This is a genomic window from Sporocytophaga myxococcoides (assembly GCF_000775915.1).
In the GTDB taxonomy this organism is placed as follows: Bacteria; Bacteroidota; Bacteroidia; order Cytophagales; family Cytophagaceae; genus Sporocytophaga; species Sporocytophaga myxococcoides_A.
On the sequence record NZ_BBLT01000010.1, the window covers coordinates 125624 to 141618 of the forward strand.

A 15995-nucleotide genomic window follows, 5' to 3' on the forward strand; every position below is an offset into this window, starting at 1 on the left:
CAATGGTTAGCAACAATATGTCTTTTTTGTCAGAAGAAATAATGAATGATAGAAATATCAATTATTACAATAGGTTGGGAGTAAATACCCTTAAAGAACTTGCAGTAAAAGGAGGATTTGCAGATTATCCAGATCTTTTGATGGTAAATTCAAATCTTGAAAATGCAAAAGCGATCCTTGAAATTGGTGCAGGATATGGCAGATGTATCGATTTTCTGATGAAAAATAAATTTCAGGGCCAAATTATTGCTCTTGAAAAAAGTCCGGTTCTATTTGACTACCTAACTGAAACATACAAAAATGTTGAAGTTGTATTTGGTGACATTAAAACCTATTCAATGGAAGGAAAGGTTGATGTAGCTTTGTGGATGTGGTCTGGTATCATAGACTTTTCTTTAGAAGAACAAAAGAGTTGCATACAGAAGATAGAAGGTTTTCTTAATAAAGGCGGAAAGTTGGTAATTGATGTACCTAAAATAGGTTTTCAGACTTTTGCTCAGCATTTGGATAAACAAAGGCTTCATATTTCTAATGAATATGGTACTTTGGACTGTTACATTCCTTCATTCTCCGAAATTGAAAAAATAGGGAAAGAAGCTGGTTTCAGCACCGCGGAAGAAATTCATTACAAAACGACAACATTAAAAGAACGAACAATTTATATTCTTACAAAATAAAAAAAACCCGGTTTTGCCGGGTTTTTTATTTTTCTTTTATGAAAGAAATATTATGCTTTTGCAGCCATGTTATCCAAAACGTTCATTACTTCTTTTACGTGTTTTCTGGAAGTCTGAAGTAATTCCATTTCTTCGCTGTTTAATTTAAGCTCGATTACTTTCTCGATTCCGTTTTTACCTAAAACCGCCGGAACACCAAGGTAGCAGTCATTAATGCCATATTCACCTTCAAGTTTAATACATACAGGAAGGATTCTCTTCTGATCTTTTACAATAGCCTCAACCATTTGGGCAGCTGCAGAACCTGGTGCGTACCATGCAGAAGTACCCATCAGTTTCACAAGCTCACCACCACCGTTTTTAGTTCTTTCGATGATAGCATCAAGTTTGTCTTTAGCAACAAGTTCAGTAACAGGAATACCACCTACAGTAGTATATCTCGGAAGCGGAACCATTGTATCGCCATGACCACCAAGCAACATTCCCTGAATTTCTTTTGGAGAACATCCGATCTCGTCAGCAAGGAAAGCTCTGTATCTAGCAGTATCAAGAATACCAGCCATACCGATCACTTTGTTTCTTGGAAGTTTTGAAGCAAGGTGAGCACAATACGTCATAACGTCCAAAGGATTGGAAACAACAATGATTATTGCATTAGGAGAGTATTTTACCACATTTTCAGTAACTGACTGAACAATGGAAGCATTTGTAGAGATAAGATCATCTCTTGTCATCCCTGGTTTTCTTGGAAGACCTGAAGTAATTACTACTACTTCCGAACCAGCAGTTCTGGAGTAGTCGTTAGTTACACCTACTGTTTTCGAATCGTAAACATTGATCGGCGCTTTCTGCCAAATATCAAGCGCTTTACCTTCTGCAAAACCTTCTTTGATATCAAGAAGAACGATTTCATTTGCAATCTCACGATATGCTAAAACATCGGCACAGGTTGCTCCAACGTTACCTGCTCCTACTACTGTTACTTTCATAGTAAAATATGATTTTTTAGTTAATGATTATAAACTAGGCGTGTAAATTTATCCAAAGTATGTCAAAATTAAAATGTTTTTTGCCAAAATTGACCTCAGGAAAGAGGATTAACGACAACTTTTAAAGCGTTCTTAGAGTTTGTTGTTATTTTGAACCTATCGTCAATTCTCATTCCTACAATCCAGACAATTTTTTCATCACTGATTATTACTAAAGTATTCTTCTTTAATAACAAAGGAATTTTCTTGTCAATCAAAAAATCACTCACTTTTTTAAAGTTTTTCATTCCCAGAGGAATAAATCTGTCTCCGGGCAACCAATTTCTAATTATAAGTGGGAATTTTAGAGCAGCCCAATCCAGGTAAGCTGTAAAATTATCTGAATGGACTCCAAACTCTTCATTACTAATTTTGTTCAGTGAAAATGAATAATTCCTGAAAGTAAAATTATCCAGGTATTCGCTTATTTTAAATTCCTCTGCCGAACTTGCATAATCCAGGTGCTTGATTAACAATGATTGGCGATCTACATTTAAAATATAAGATTTAGAATAAAATATGCTCCCGATAGTCCTTGTATTTAAAATATTCACTGAATCTTTATAGGTAAAACCAAATTCGGAAAGTAGTTCACTTAAAACAATTGCTGGTTCTGGTTCCGAGAGAATAACGTTCAGGTCAATTCTGATATCAGAGCCGCTGTAGGAAAGAGCCTTGGATTTAGTTTCATTAACTTTAGATTTGAAGAAGTTTGCAACAGCACGGATTTTCTCGGTGCTTTCAAATGATGTCTGTTCCAAGCGAGGATTAATTTCTTTTAGAACAGGTATTACTTTATGTCTGATTAGATTTCTGTAATATTTTGTAGAAGCATTTGAAATATCTTCTCTCCATTGAAGATTATTTTCCTGAACAAATCGGTCAATTTCTTCTCTCTCACAAAAAATGAGGGGTCTGATTATCTCTCCATTGCGAGGTTGAATTCCTTGCAATCCAGCATAGCCAGTTCCTCTAGTAAGGTTCAGTAGTATTGTTTCAAAAACATCATTTAAATGATGTGCAGTAGCAATAGATTCATAACCATTTTCATAGGCGATTTTTCTGAACCATGTATATCTCAAGTCTCTTGCAGCCATTTGAATGCTAATTCTGTTATCTTTGGCAAATGTTTCCGTTTCAAATCGTCGGGAGAAAAACGGAACCTTATAGTGTGTTGCAAGTTTTCTGACAAACTCTTCATCCAGCTCAGAGTCAATTCCTCTTAGCTGAAAGTTGCAGTGTGCAATTCCAAATTTTATTCCGGCCAAATGAAAAAGTTCACACATGGTCACACTGTCTTTACCTCCGCTTACAGCAGCCAAAATATTTGATGATTTGGTGATGAGCTGATTTGCTGAGATAAAATGGCGGAATCTTTGTAACATATGAGAAAAATTGCTTTTTTGATTAATTTTGTTGAGATAAATATACAAATGAGATATTGCTTATATCTGTTTTTTCTGCTGGTTTTTATTTCCGATCTGGCAAATGCGCAGGGAAAAATAGACCTTGTCCAGGCAAAAGAGCTGGAAGGTATTGTTGTTAATGGGGTTAACATAAGGAGATTAAAAGGAGATGTGATTTTTAAACAGCAAGGAACATATCTCTACTGCGATTCTGCTTACCAGAATCCCAAAAATAATTCTATTGAGGCTTTCGGAAATGTCCGAATGAATCAGGGAGACACAGTCAATCTTACCTGCCGAAATCTTCTTTATGAAGGAAATACCAAAAAGACTATTGCCAAAAGGAATGTAGTGCTGAAAGATAAAACAATGACACTTTTTACTGATATTCTTCACTATGATCTTTTAGCAAAAAGAGCTTTTTATCCAAACGGTGGAACTATTAAAGATGAGAAAAGTACTCTTACAAGCCGAGAAGGCTATTATAATTTAGGAGAAAAGGTGTTCAATTTTAGGAAGGATGTAAGAGTCGTAAACCCATCACAGAATTTCGTCCTTACTACTGATAGTCTTGATTATAACTCCTATACCAATATAGCTTATTTTAAAGGTCCCACTAAAATCATTTCACCTGACGGTGTTGTTGTTACAACAGAAGGTGAATATAATATCATGAGCAAAGTGACTGCTACTAAGGAACGATCTCATGTACAGTCCGGTAATTTTGACATAGAGGCAGATAATCTGGATTATGATGAAAGACAAGGGAATGGAATTGCCAGAGGTAATGTAATTTTAAGAAGTCCGAAAGACAGCGTACTCATACTTGGTGAAAGGGCAAATTACTGGAGTAAGAGAGGAACCTCTAAAGTTTTTGGAAACCCTGTTATGAAAAATTATTCAGGAGGTGATACCCTGTTTCTTTCAGCGGATACTTTAATATCTCTGGATTATCCTGAGAAAAAAATTAAGAAACTGATTGCATATAAAAATACCAAAATATTCCGCTACGATCTTCAGGGAATATGCGATTCGCTGGTATATGATTTTGCAGATTCTACGATCTATTTTTTTGGTGATCCGGTTTTGTGGAGTGAAAAAAATCAGATAGTAGCAGATTCTATAAATATTCTCCTTGTTAATAATAAAGTTTCAAAGATGAATATGAGGGTAAATGCATTTATGGCGTCCATTGATAGCCTTGAAAATTATAATCAGGTAAAAGGTAAGAAAATGGTAGCCCACTTTATGGAAAACAAAATTCAAAAAGTTGATGTAAATGGGAATGGAGAAAGCTTGTATTTTGCTTTGGAAGGAGACTCCGTGCTAATAGGAATGAATAAAGTAGTTTGCAGTGATCTGATCGTCAGATTTAAAGAAGCTAAAGTAAATACCATCTCTTTTATTAAAAGTCCCGATGCTAAATTTATTCCTCCTCATGAAATTTTAGAACCTGAAACCAGGCTTAAAGGGTTTGTTTGGAGGGGTAAAGAAAGACCGACCAAAAAGGATGTTTTAGGAGTGCGATATGTTAATTAGTTGAAAGGATTCGTTATATCCCCAGTATTTAGAATTCCAATATTTACAGCATTGAACTGTCTGGAAAATTAATTTGAAGTAAAATAATTAGAAGAAAAAGCATATTTTGTTTACTTTTACGGTCTTATGAAGTTAGGTTTTGCTAAAAGTCTTTTGTTGGGATTTCTGATTTTACTGTCTTCATGCGGTGAATTTCAGAGAGTTCAGAAAAGTTCAGACGTCAACAAAAAGCTTGAGGCTGCGATGAAATATTATGAGAAAAAGGATAATTACAAAGCTAATGTCCTTTTGGAAGAAATAATGCCTTTGTTAAAAGGAAGGCCTGAAGCTGAAAAGGCACAATTTATATTTGCCAATACCTATTTTAATGATAAGCAATATATCATGAGCAGCTATTACTTCAAGGATTTGTATGAAACCTATCCAAGAAGTGAATATGCAGAACAAAGCATGTATATGCATGTGAAGTCCCTGTATATGGATAGCCCCAGCCATAAGCTTGATCAGGGAAATACAGATGAGGCATTACAGGCAATTCAAATGTTTGGAGTGAGATATCCTCAAAGCAGTCATATGGAGGAGATAAACAGAATGACAGATGAATTGAATGCCAAAACGGAGTATAAAGCATTTGAAAATGCAAGACTATATTATAAAATTGGTATTTATAAGTCTGCTGTCGTAAGTCTTGGAACATTTCTGGACAGGTATCCATCTGGAAAGTTCTCGGAAGAAGCTACGTTTATCCAGTTTCAAGCCCAATATTATCTGGCAAAAAATAGTGTATTAAGATTGCAAAAAGAAAGATATAATACAGCACTTGAGTATTATTACGGGTTTATTGACAAATATCCCGATAGTAAGTTCAAAAAAGATGCTGAAGAGTTATATGATCGGATTACTGAACGTTTAAAGAATTTTCAAAGCTAATGAATAATAAAGCAAAAGTTACTACAATTCCTTCGTCAATAGTGACGAGAGATCTTGAAAAGTTATCTGCACCAACAGGAAATATTTATGAATCCCTTGTTGTTGTGGCAAAAAGATCAAGACAAATTTCTTCAAAAGTAAAAGAAGAATTGAATAACAAACTGGCTGATTTTGCTTCTACAGTTGATAACCTTGAAGAAATCTTTGAAAACAGAGAGCAGATAGAGATTTCCAAGTTCTACGAAAGAATGCCAAAACCAACAAATATGGCTGTTGAAGAATTTTTCGAAGGGAAAATTCATTTCAGAAAGCCTAACGAAGAAAAATAATTTATATGAATGATGCTTCACGGGAAAAAAGTTATACTTGGTGTTTGTGGAAGCATTGCAGCATATAAATCAGCAATATTAACAAGACTATTGATAAAAGAAGGAGCAGAGGTTCAGGTAGTACTGACACCTTCTGCTTCTTCCTTTATTGGACCTCTTACATTTTCAACACTTACGGGAAAACCTGTTTATGATTCTTTAATCAGGAATGATGCAGGAGAGTGGAATAATCACGTTGATCTTGCTTTATGGGCAGATCTGATTCTAATAGCACCAGCTACAGCTAATACAATTTTTAAACTGGCTCATGGTGCATGTGACAATCTTTTGACTGCAATTTATCTTAGTGCTAAATGTCCTGTAATGTTTGCCCCAGCAATGGATCTGGACATGTACAGGCACCCAGCAACTAAAGCTAATATTGAAAAACTGAAATCATACGGCAATATCATTATAGATGCTGAATTTGGCTTTTTAGCAAGTGGTCTTGAAGGAGAGGGACGTTTAGCCGAACCTGAACATATTACAGAATTTATAAAACAATATTTTCAGTCCAATGCAAGACTCGCAGGCAAAAAAATATTGGTTACAGCCGGACCGACTTATGAACCTCTTGATCCTGTAAGGTTTATTGGTAATCATTCAACTGGAAAAATGGGCTATGAAATTGCTCGTCAGCTTGATCACCTGGGAGCTACCGTCACTCTGGTATCAGGCCCTACTGAATTAAAATCTCCTTCCGATTCAGTTAAATTAATCAAAGTGCAAAAGGCAGAGGAAATGTATAATGAGGTGATGACAAATGCTGGAAAAGCAGATGCTATTATACTTTCAGCAGCAGTTGCAGATTATACCCCAAAAGAAGTTGCAAAGCAGAAAATCAAAAAGAAAGAAGGAGAACTTAATATAGATCTGATAAAAACCAAAGATATTGCAGCTGCTGTGGGGGCAAATAAAAAACCTGAACAAATATTGGTTGGATTTGCCTTAGAAACTGAAAATGAAGTTGAAAATGCATCAGCCAAGCTGGCAAATAAAAACCTAGATTTTATTGTGCTTAATTCTCTTAGAGATAATGGGGCAGGTTTTGGATTTGATACTAACAAGGTAACATTTATTGACAGATACAATATGGTGCAGACTTTTGAGTTAAAAAGTAAGAAAGAAGTTGCGTCTGATATTATTAATGAACTCTTAAAGCATTTGGATCTTAAAAAGAAATAATTTTATCAGTTTTATATATTTGAATTTCAATTTGTTGATAGTTTTTTGGCTGTTTCGCTCCATCTTAAAAATATGAGAAAGTATTTTATAGCTTTGATTTTTATACTAACAAATTTTACTGCTTTTTCCCAGCAGGGGGAGTTGAATTGTACCGTTACTATTGATGCTGAAAGTATAGAAAATAGTGATAAAAAGGATGTAATGAATCAGTTGAAAGCTGCGATGCTGGAATTTATGAATAACAGAAAGTGGACAACTGACGAGTATAAACCGGAAGAGAGGGTTAACTGTAATATCATTATTACACTTACAAGTGTCTCCGGTCAGAGTTCATATCAGGCTACAGCCATGATTACTTCAACAAGGCCTCTTTATAATACCAATAAGGAAACTACTATTCTTAAGTTTCTTGACAGAAAGTTTAATTTTGAATATGTAGAGGGAAGTGCAATCTATTATACAGAAAATACTTTTAATGGTAATCTTACTGCAATGTTGTCCTATTATGCGTACTTGATTCTGGCACTTGATTACGATACTTTTGGTAAAATGGGGGGAACTAAATATTATGAAAAGGCCAGAGATATTGCAAATATAGCACAATCATCTCAAGGTATTGGGTGGGATCAGCTGGAGACAAATGGGAGATTTTCGTTAATTCAAAACCTTACCAATACACAATTTGCTCCATTCAGAGAAGGATTATACATTTATCATCGTCAGGCAATGGATAAATTTTTGATAAATGCAGATCAAAGTAGAAAAGATATCATCACAGTTTTTGACAAAATAAAAACGGTTTATAATATCAATCCGACTTCAGTTGTGATTAAGAATTTTTTTAATGCCAAAGTGGAGGAAATAATAAATATTTATTCTCAGGCGACTCCGGAAATGCGTCAGCAGGTCGTCAGTACTCTGAGACAGATGGATCCATTAAATGCGGATAAATATAATAGGCTTCTTAAGCTCTGATCATTCTTCACTCTATCTATTTTTATTAAATTAGCATATAATTTAATAAAAATGGGAAAAAGGCTTATCCGAATACCTGCTAAGGACATTCCTTCCAAGATATCAACTATTGTTTCAAAAGAAATTAATATCGTCATGCGCGACCAGACTACTCTTTTTGGAAGTCTTGTCTCGGCAGATGATCAAAAGCTTTTACTCAAAGATTCCAGATTGGACCTTCACCCCATTGATCTTAAGAACATTCGTGAAATAATTTACGATTATACAGCCTCCTTTTAATTATGCTTAAAAATCTTTTAATCAGGAACTATGTCCTGATCAGCGAGCTGGAACTGCAACCATCATCCGAGCTAAATATTGTAACAGGTGAAACAGGAGCTGGAAAATCTATCATGCTAGGCGCTCTTGGTTTGTTGCTTGGTAACAGGGCAGATGTAAAAGTACTTTTCAATGAAGAAGAAAAATGTATCATTGAAGGTGCTTTTGATATTTCAGGGTATGATATAGAAGATCTTTTTGAAGGGGAGGATCTTGATTATGAGACACAGTGTCTTGTAAGGCGTGAAATAGCCCCAAGCGGTAAATCCAGAGCATTCGTCAATGATACTCCTGTAAATCTTGATTTTCTCAAAAAGTTGGGACAAAGACTCATGGATGTGCATAGCCAGCACGAAACCCTCATGCTTGGCGCATCTTCATTTCAGATTGGAATTGTTGATGCTTTTGCAGGAAATAAAATTTTGTTGGGAGAGTATAAAAAGCTTTATAAAGAATTTAAAGATAAAGAAGCAGAACTTGTTGAAGTTACTAGACAAGCAGAAGAATCTTCAAAGCAACAGGATTTTAATACTTTTCTTTTGAGTGAATTGGAGGACGCTGATTTACAAAGCGGGGAGCAGGAAAAACTGGAAGAAGACCTTAAGCTGCTTGAAAATTCAGAAGAAATCAAAAGTAAGTTAAATCAAATGGTGAGTATTCTTTCGGAATCTGATCAGGCAAGTATAGCTGTGTTACAGTCTGTTAATAAATTATTTGATGGAATTGTTAAATATTCTCCATCCTACGAAAAATTGCGCGAACGTTTTCAAAGCATAGTAATCGAGTTAAAAGATATCAATGGAGAGCTCGAAGAGGCAGAACAACAGATAGATTATTCTCCTGGAAAAATTGAAGAGAAAAGAGAACGCCTCAGTTTAATTTATAAACTTGAAAAAAAGCACCATGTCAATACTATTGAGGAACTTATAGCAATTCAGGAAGACCTTGAAAACAAAGCAGGGGCCAATTCGGATCTTTTTGAGAAGATCGAAATATTAAAAACCGGATTGGTAAAACTGGAAAAGAGTTTGCGCGAAAAAGCAGTTAAATTGAGCAATCAGAGAACTAAGGTAATACCAGGAATTAAGAAAGAACTGGAATCATTACTAAAAGAAGTGGGAATGCCGAATGCTACTATGCATATTCATTCGGAACCTACTGAACTTGGTCCTTTAGGAATTGATAAAATCAATTTCCTCTTCAGCGCGAATAAAGGTATCTCACCTGAAGAACTTAAAAATGCTGCATCAGGAGGAGAGTTTTCGAGACTCATGCTGTGTATTAAATATATGCTTGCTGATAAATCTTCTTTGCCGACTATCGTATTTGACGAAATTGATACCGGTATTTCCGGAGAGGTAGCATTTAAAGTTGGAAAAATGATGAAACAAATGTCTAAAAACCACCAGGTGTTAGCCATTACCCATTTGCCCCAAATTGCTGCACAAGGTTCTGCACATTACTTTGTATATAAAGATCATTCAAGTAAAAGATCTGTAAGTAGAATAAAAGAATTGACTAAAGAGGACCGTGTAAAGGAAATTGCCCAAATGATAGGAGGGGAGAAGCCATCTGAAACTGCAATAAAAAATGCAAAAGAGTTATTGGAAATCAACGAATAAGGATTGGAGTATAAGATATTTTATTCTGGAATTTTTGAATGAATCCTAGAGAATAATATTTTTGAGAGTTGATTTTTAATAAAACAAAGAAAAAATGGCTTACAATCTCTTAAAAGGTAAAAAGGGAATCATATTCGGAGCACTCGATAGTAATTCCATAGCATGGAAAGTTGCTGAAAAGGCACATGAAGAAGGTGCTTCATTCACTTTGACCAATGCGCCCATCGCTATGCGAATGGGAGAGATCAATAAACTGGCTGAGCAATGCGGCGCGGTGGTCATTCCGGCAGATGCTACATCTCTGGAAGATCTAGAAAACCTGTTTACTAAATCTCTTGAAGCTTTAGGAGGTAAAGTTGATTTCATCCTTCACTCTATTGGTATGAGCCCAAACGTCCGTAAAGGAAAGGATTATGGAGATCTAAACTATGAGTGGTTTCTGAAGACTATTGATATTTCAGCTCTTTCGTTTCATAAGATTATGCAGATTGCTGAGAAAAAAGATGCTTTAAATGAGGGGGCATCAATTGTGGCACTTAGCTATATTGCTGCACAGAAGGCGGTTCCAGGATACAATGATATGGCCGAAGCAAAAGCTGCCTTGGAATCTATCGCAAGAAGTTACGGTTTAAGATTAGGTCCTAAAAAAATCAGGGTAAATACAGTTTCTCAATCACCTACCATGACAACTGCCGGTAAAGGAATTTCTGGTTTTGACGTATTCGTAGATTTTGCGGAAAAATTATCTCCTCTGGGTAACGCTTCTGCTGAAGAATGTGCGGATTATGTAATTACGCTTTTCTCAGATCTTACTAAGAAAGTTACAATGCAGAACCTATTTCATGATGGGGGTTTTTCATGCACAGCCATCAGTGATGAGTTTATTCAGGCATTCTACAGCAAAAAGTAATTATTATAAATAGCTTTTGAAAGGCCTATAACTAGACTTTTCAAAAGTTTAATTTTAAATACATTGGGTCATCTTTTTCTGATAATCTCCACGTTTTTAAATACTCTTTTATTTTAAAGATCTTTTTAATATCTGGGTGAATTCTTTTCGTACAATGATTCATTAATAAAAAAATAAAACAGTTAAATTTCTATGACAAAAATTTTTACGTTTGCCTTGGTTGCAATTATATTATTATCAGGATGCTCTAAAAAAAATGAAGATCCAAAACCTCCTTCCGTTATTCAATCATCTGATCTTATGGAGGATGCGATGGTTTCCTCGTATTCCCCAACTGAAAATTATGGTACAAGTACCAAATTATATACTTCTTCCTGGAGTTATAGTAAAACAGGTGTGAAAATATCAGGATTCCTTAAATTTAATTATTCAAGTTTAAAAAATGCAAAAATAAGCAGTGCAAAGTTAACCTTATTTGCAGACACAACTAGCTTTTGGGATGGAAGTCCTGCTCCTCAATATGGACATTTTGTTATGAATAAAAGTAATCTAATTCAGATTAGAAGAGTAAGCGAATCATGGTCAGAATCTTCGATTGTTTATAACAACAAGCCCGCTTCAGAAACTGATAATATGGTGTCAAGTTTAGCTCCAACATCAAATTCTCAATCTTATACTTTTGATGTAACTGAAATAGTTAAGGATCAAATTAACCTGGGAAATAATGGATTTGAAATTTCCTTGTCAAATTATACTCCATATGAACGATATGCATTCTATTCTAGAGAAGGTATATATCCTCATTTGCGTCCAAGAATTGAATTTGAATTCCAAAAATAATGGTTAGATAAAATCCTGATTTGAGTTTTTAAACACACATACACACACACACACAAATCAGGATTTTATTTAAACAATCAACTCTTTTCGTCTTGTCTAATATGAAACTTAAGTAATATTTGTTTTAATTTTGGATTTGAAAACCGATTCAAGTGTGTCCTCAATGTGATTTTTTTCATAGAATGTTTCACCAATAAACACTTAAACAATACAAATTAATATTTATGTCAAAAATATTTCCTTTTGCATTGGTTACAATTACTTTATTGTTTGGTTGTGCAAAAATAGCTTGTGATCCAGCACCAACTCCTCCAGCATTTATTCAATCAGCTGACCTTATGGAGGATGCTATGGTAATCTCCTACTATCCTGATTTAAATTTAGGATATACTCCCAAGCTTTATATTCAAGCATGGACTTATAATCAAGCTAACGTGAGAGTTACAGGATTTCTTAAATTTGATTATTCGAGTTTAAGAAATGCCAAAGTAAGCAAGGCAAAGTTAACCTTATTTGCTGACACAACTAGCTTCTGGGATGGAAGTCCTGCTCCTCAATATGGACATTATGTCTCTAACAAAAGTATTAAAATCCAAATTAAAAGGGTAAACGAGTCATGGTCAGAATCGACCATTGCTCATGGCAATAAACCGACTTCAGTAAATGCAAATATGGTGTCAAGTTTAGCTCCGGCATCAAATTCTCAATCCTATACTTTTGATGTAACTGAAATAGTTAAGGATCAGATTAACTTGGGAAATAATGGATTTGAAATTTCTTTGTCAAGTTATGCTCCATATGAACGATATGCATTCTATTCAAGAGAAGGAATACATCCTCAGTTGCGTCCAAAAATTGAATTTGAATACAAAAAATAATAGTTGAAAAAATCTGATTTAAAATTTATAAAGGTAAATCAGGATTTTTTAATCCTTTTTGAGAGGAATCTCAAAACTATTTTTTAAAATTATCTGCCCTAATTGATTCCCAATTTTGTCATGGGAGTAGTATAGGTAATGTTTTTAATATTCATTTACAGCGGTTCATCTTTTCAAAAAAACAATATCTTGTCTTTCATTTTTAAATTGAAAGTCTCTATTAATATTTGTTTTTAATTTTTGATTTGAAAACCGATTCAAGTCTATTAATTTACAAGCTGTTTATTTAGATAATATCAAATTAAATTAAATACTCTATAATCTTATTTTATTCATGCAAAAACTAAAATTATTTTGTTGGGTTCAGATGCTGGTGTTTTTATTCTCTTGCACAAAGCCTGAATCAAATGCTACTTCAGAAGAAAAGAATGGTTCAGACACTGCTGACAGGATAGGTGATGGGAATTACAATGCCCATAAAGCTTCAGAAGAAATTGTAATAGATGGTAAAGGAGATGAAAAAAGCTGGGATAAAGCAACTTGGGCTCCTTTAAAATATAAATGGCTTGGAGAAGATTACACTCCGGAAGATTTTTCAGGCAGATATAAAATTCTTTGGAATGAAGATAAAATATATTACCTGGTTGAAATAACAGACGATATTCTTAATGATCAAAGACCAGATCCATTTAATGATTGGTGGGAAGATGATTGTCTTGAGTTATTTATTGATGAAGACAAATCCGGAGGAAACCATCAGTTTAATCATAATGCTTTTGCATACCATATTACACTGGATTATGATGCAGTCGATATTGGTCCGGATCAGAAGCCACATTTATATAATAAGGATGTGGAAACCAAGAGAACTAAGAATGGAAACGTTTATACTTGGGAAGTCGGAATGAAAGTATTTAAAGATACCTACAAAGATGGAGAAGACAACCCACCTGTAAAACTTACAGAGGGAAAGAAATTAGGATTTGCGGTTTCTTATAATGACAACGATACAACAGGTGGAAGAGAGAATTTTGTTGGATCAATGGAAATACCAGGAGAAGATAAAAACAGAGGCTGGATTGATGCTGGGTTGTTTGGAACTCTGGAGCTTGTGAAATAAGCAAAAGTTCTTTAACATATATTTTCCCTGAATATTATTCAGGGAAAATATATTAACCTTTAATCATTCTACATTCTTAATTAATTTTTTAAGTATATCCTGCGCTGCAATCGCAATAACAGTCCCTGGTCCAAAGATTCCGGATACTCCTTTCTCATAAAGAAAATCATAATCCTTTGGAGGAATGATTCCTCCCGCAACAACCATTATATCTTCTCTTCCTATTTTTTTCAGTGCTTCGATTAATTCGGGAATGAGTGTTTTATGTCCGCCTGCAAGACTTGACACACCTATTATATGTACATCGCTTTCAGCTCCCATGCGTGCAAGCTCTTCAGGAGTCTGAAATAAAGGAGCAAGATCAACGTCAAAGCCGAGATCAGCAAAGGCTGTTGCTATTACTTTTGCTCCACGGTCGTGACCATCTTGTCCAAGTTTTCCAATTATAATCCTTGGTCTTCTTCCATCCAATGCTGCAAATTGATCAGAAAGAGCGCGTGCCTTTTCTATATTACCTTTATCGGAAGATTCTCTTCCATAAATTCCTGAAGTAGTTCTAGTCATTGCTTTATGCCTTCCAAAAACTTTTTCCATTGCCATTGATATTTCTCCCAAAGTGGCCCTTTTTCTTGCCGCTTCCATAGCCAGTTCCAGAAGATTGCCTTTTCCTGTTTGAGCACAATTTGTAATGGAATTCAAAGCAAGAAGTACCTCTTTTTCGTTTCGCTGGGCTTTGATTCTGGCAAGGCGTTCAATTTGTTTTTCTCTTACCTGAGAGTTGTCTACTTCAAGAAGCTCAAGTTTACCTTCTTCTTCAACACCAAATTTATTAACTCCAACTATGATATCCTGACCGGAATCAATACGTGCCTGTTTTCTTGCTGCAGCCTGATCTATTCTGCTTTGTGGAATTCCAGACTCTATCGATTTGGCCATTCCTCCATGAGCCTCAATTTCACTGATGAGTTTTTCAGCTTTAACTATAAGTTCATTTGTTAGATATTCCAGGTAGTAAGAGCCTCCGAATGGATCTATGTATTTACAAAGATCGGTATGCTTTTGAAGATATAGCTGAGTATCACGCGCTATTTTAGCTGAAAAGTCAGTCGGCAGCGCAAGCGCTTCATCGAGAGCATTGGTATGCAAGGATTGTGTATGACCAAGCACAGCAGCCATAGCTTCAATACAGGTTCTCGTTATATTATTAAAAGGATCTTGTCTTGTCAGGCTCCACCCGGAAGTCTGACAATGCGTTCTTAATGCTAGTGACTTTTCATTTTTCGGGTTAAATTCTTTCAGCATCTTAGCCCAGAGATAGCGGCCAGCGCGCATTTTTGCGATCTCCATAAAGAAATTCATTCCTATTCCCCAGAAGAATGAAAGCCTCGGAGCAAAGTCATCAATGTCTATACCTGCTTTAAGGCCAGTACGAACATATTCCAATCCATCTGCCAGTGTATAAGCAAGCTCAATATCTGCAGTGGCTCCGGCTTCTTGCATATGATATCCGCTGATACTGATGGAGTTAAACTTAGGCATATGACGGGAAGTAAATTCAAATATATCTCCTATGATTTTCATGGATGGCAGCGGAGGATAAATATAGGTGTTCCTTACCATGAACTCCTTTAATATATCATTTTGAATAGTTCCGCTAAGCTTTGATGGAGACACACCTTGTTCTTCTGCAGCAACTATATAAAATGCCAAAACCGGAATGACGGCTCCATTCATTGTCATAGAAACTGACATCTGATCCAAGGGAATTCCTTCGAAGAGTATTTTCATGTCTTCAACGGAATCAACTGCTACTCCAGCCTTCCCAACATCTCCGGTAACTCTCGGATGATCGGAATCATACCCTCTATGTGTCGGAAGATCAAATGCTACGGATAAACCTTTTTGGCCTCCTGCAAGGTTTCTTCTATAGAAAGCATTTGACTCTTCAGCTGTGGAGAAGCCTGCATACTGGCGGATAGTCCAAGGTTTACCAAGATACATGCTTGCATAAGGGCCTCTCAGGAAAGGAGGGCTTCCTGCAGGAAAATCATCATAGATAAAGCTTTCACTATCATCACGAGTGAAGAGATTTTTTACAGGTATTTGTTCTGAAGTCAACCAAACTTCCTTTTCACTATTTCCTTTAGAAGATGGATCAGGGAGTTGATGGAATTGTATTTTTGAAAAGTCTGGTTTCAT

At 35.4% G+C, this 15995-nt stretch carries 15 protein-coding genes; 12 read left to right on the forward strand and 3 right to left on the reverse strand.

From position 1 onward, the window contains the following. Positions 1-2: 2 nt before the first annotated feature. Complete coding sequence (locus MYP_RS20230) at positions 3-677, forward strand: class I SAM-dependent methyltransferase (protein WP_081990620.1); 675 nt, start codon at positions 3-5, stop codon at positions 675-677. 50 nt (positions 678-727) lie between these two features. On the opposite strand, the gene mdh is transcribed toward MYP_RS20230, so the two are convergent. Next, a complete protein-coding gene (gene mdh, locus MYP_RS20235) occupies positions 728-1666 on the reverse strand; it encodes a malate dehydrogenase (protein WP_045467558.1) in 939 nt (312 codons plus the stop codon). 95 nt (positions 1667-1761) lie between these two features. Further along, positions 1762-3090, reverse strand: a complete 1329-nt coding sequence (gene tilS, locus MYP_RS20240; protein WP_045467560.1) for a tRNA lysidine(34) synthetase TilS — start codon at positions 3088-3090, stop codon at positions 1762-1764. A 48-nt stretch (positions 3091-3138) separates the two neighbouring features. On the opposite strand from tilS, the gene MYP_RS20245 reads away from it, so the two are divergent. The 11 genes from MYP_RS20245 to MYP_RS20295 all read left to right on the forward strand — a co-directional run bounded on the left by MYP_RS20245 (position 3139) and on the right by MYP_RS20295 (position 13796). Further along, a complete protein-coding gene (locus MYP_RS20245; protein ID WP_045467770.1) occupies positions 3139-4650 on the forward strand; it encodes an OstA-like protein in 1512 nt (503 codons plus the stop codon). Between the two features lie 126 nt (positions 4651-4776). Next, positions 4777-5580, forward strand: coding sequence for an outer membrane protein assembly factor BamD (locus MYP_RS20250; protein ID WP_045467562.1), 804 nt, complete (start codon positions 4777-4779; stop codon positions 5578-5580). After that, a complete protein-coding gene (locus tag MYP_RS20255; protein ID WP_045467564.1) occupies positions 5580-5909 on the forward strand; it encodes a DNA-directed RNA polymerase subunit omega in 330 nt (109 codons plus the stop codon). Before MYP_RS20250 ends, MYP_RS20255 begins: the two co-directional genes overlap by 1 nt. A gap of 9 nt (positions 5910-5918) precedes the next feature. Then, positions 5919-7133 carry a bifunctional phosphopantothenoylcysteine decarboxylase/phosphopantothenate--cysteine ligase CoaBC gene (gene coaBC, locus MYP_RS20260; RefSeq protein WP_370568889.1) on the forward strand — a complete coding sequence of 405 codons (1215 nt, stop codon included), beginning with the start codon at positions 5919-5921 and terminating at the stop codon, positions 7131-7133. Between the two features lie 72 nt (positions 7134-7205). Further along, the gene (locus tag MYP_RS20265; RefSeq protein WP_045467567.1) at positions 7206-8108 is read left to right on the forward strand and encodes a DUF4835 family protein; all 903 of its coding nucleotides are present in this window, start codon (positions 7206-7208) and stop codon (positions 8106-8108) included. Positions 8109-8159: 51 nt separating this feature from the next. Continuing rightward, on the forward strand, positions 8160-8387 hold the full coding sequence (locus MYP_RS20270) for a hypothetical protein (protein WP_045467568.1): 228 nt from the start codon (positions 8160-8162) through the stop codon (positions 8385-8387). Positions 8388-8389: 2 nt separating this feature from the next. Beyond that, entirely contained in the window at positions 8390-10048 is a 1659-nt protein-coding gene (recN, locus tag MYP_RS20275; RefSeq protein ID WP_045467569.1) for a DNA repair protein RecN, read from the forward strand. A gap of 94 nt (positions 10049-10142) precedes the next feature. Then, positions 10143-10958, forward strand: coding sequence for an enoyl-ACP reductase FabI (locus MYP_RS20280; protein WP_045467570.1), 816 nt, complete (start codon positions 10143-10145; stop codon positions 10956-10958). 192 nt (positions 10959-11150) lie between these two features. Beyond that, positions 11151-11798, forward strand: coding sequence for a DNRLRE domain-containing protein (locus MYP_RS20285; protein WP_045467571.1), 648 nt, complete (start codon positions 11151-11153; stop codon positions 11796-11798). Positions 11799-12022: 224 nt separating this feature from the next. Then, positions 12023-12676, forward strand: coding sequence for a DNRLRE domain-containing protein (locus MYP_RS20290; protein WP_045467572.1), 654 nt, complete (start codon positions 12023-12025; stop codon positions 12674-12676). Positions 12677-13010: 334 nt separating this feature from the next. Further along, positions 13011-13796 carry a sugar-binding protein gene (locus tag MYP_RS20295; RefSeq protein WP_052430388.1) on the forward strand — a complete coding sequence of 262 codons (786 nt, stop codon included), beginning with the start codon at positions 13011-13013 and terminating at the stop codon, positions 13794-13796. Between the two features lie 63 nt (positions 13797-13859). On the opposite strand, the gene scpA is transcribed toward MYP_RS20295, so the two are convergent. Next, on the reverse strand, positions 13860-15995 hold the full coding sequence (gene scpA / locus MYP_RS20300) for a methylmalonyl-CoA mutase (protein ID WP_045467573.1): 2136 nt from the start codon (positions 15993-15995) through the stop codon (positions 13860-13862).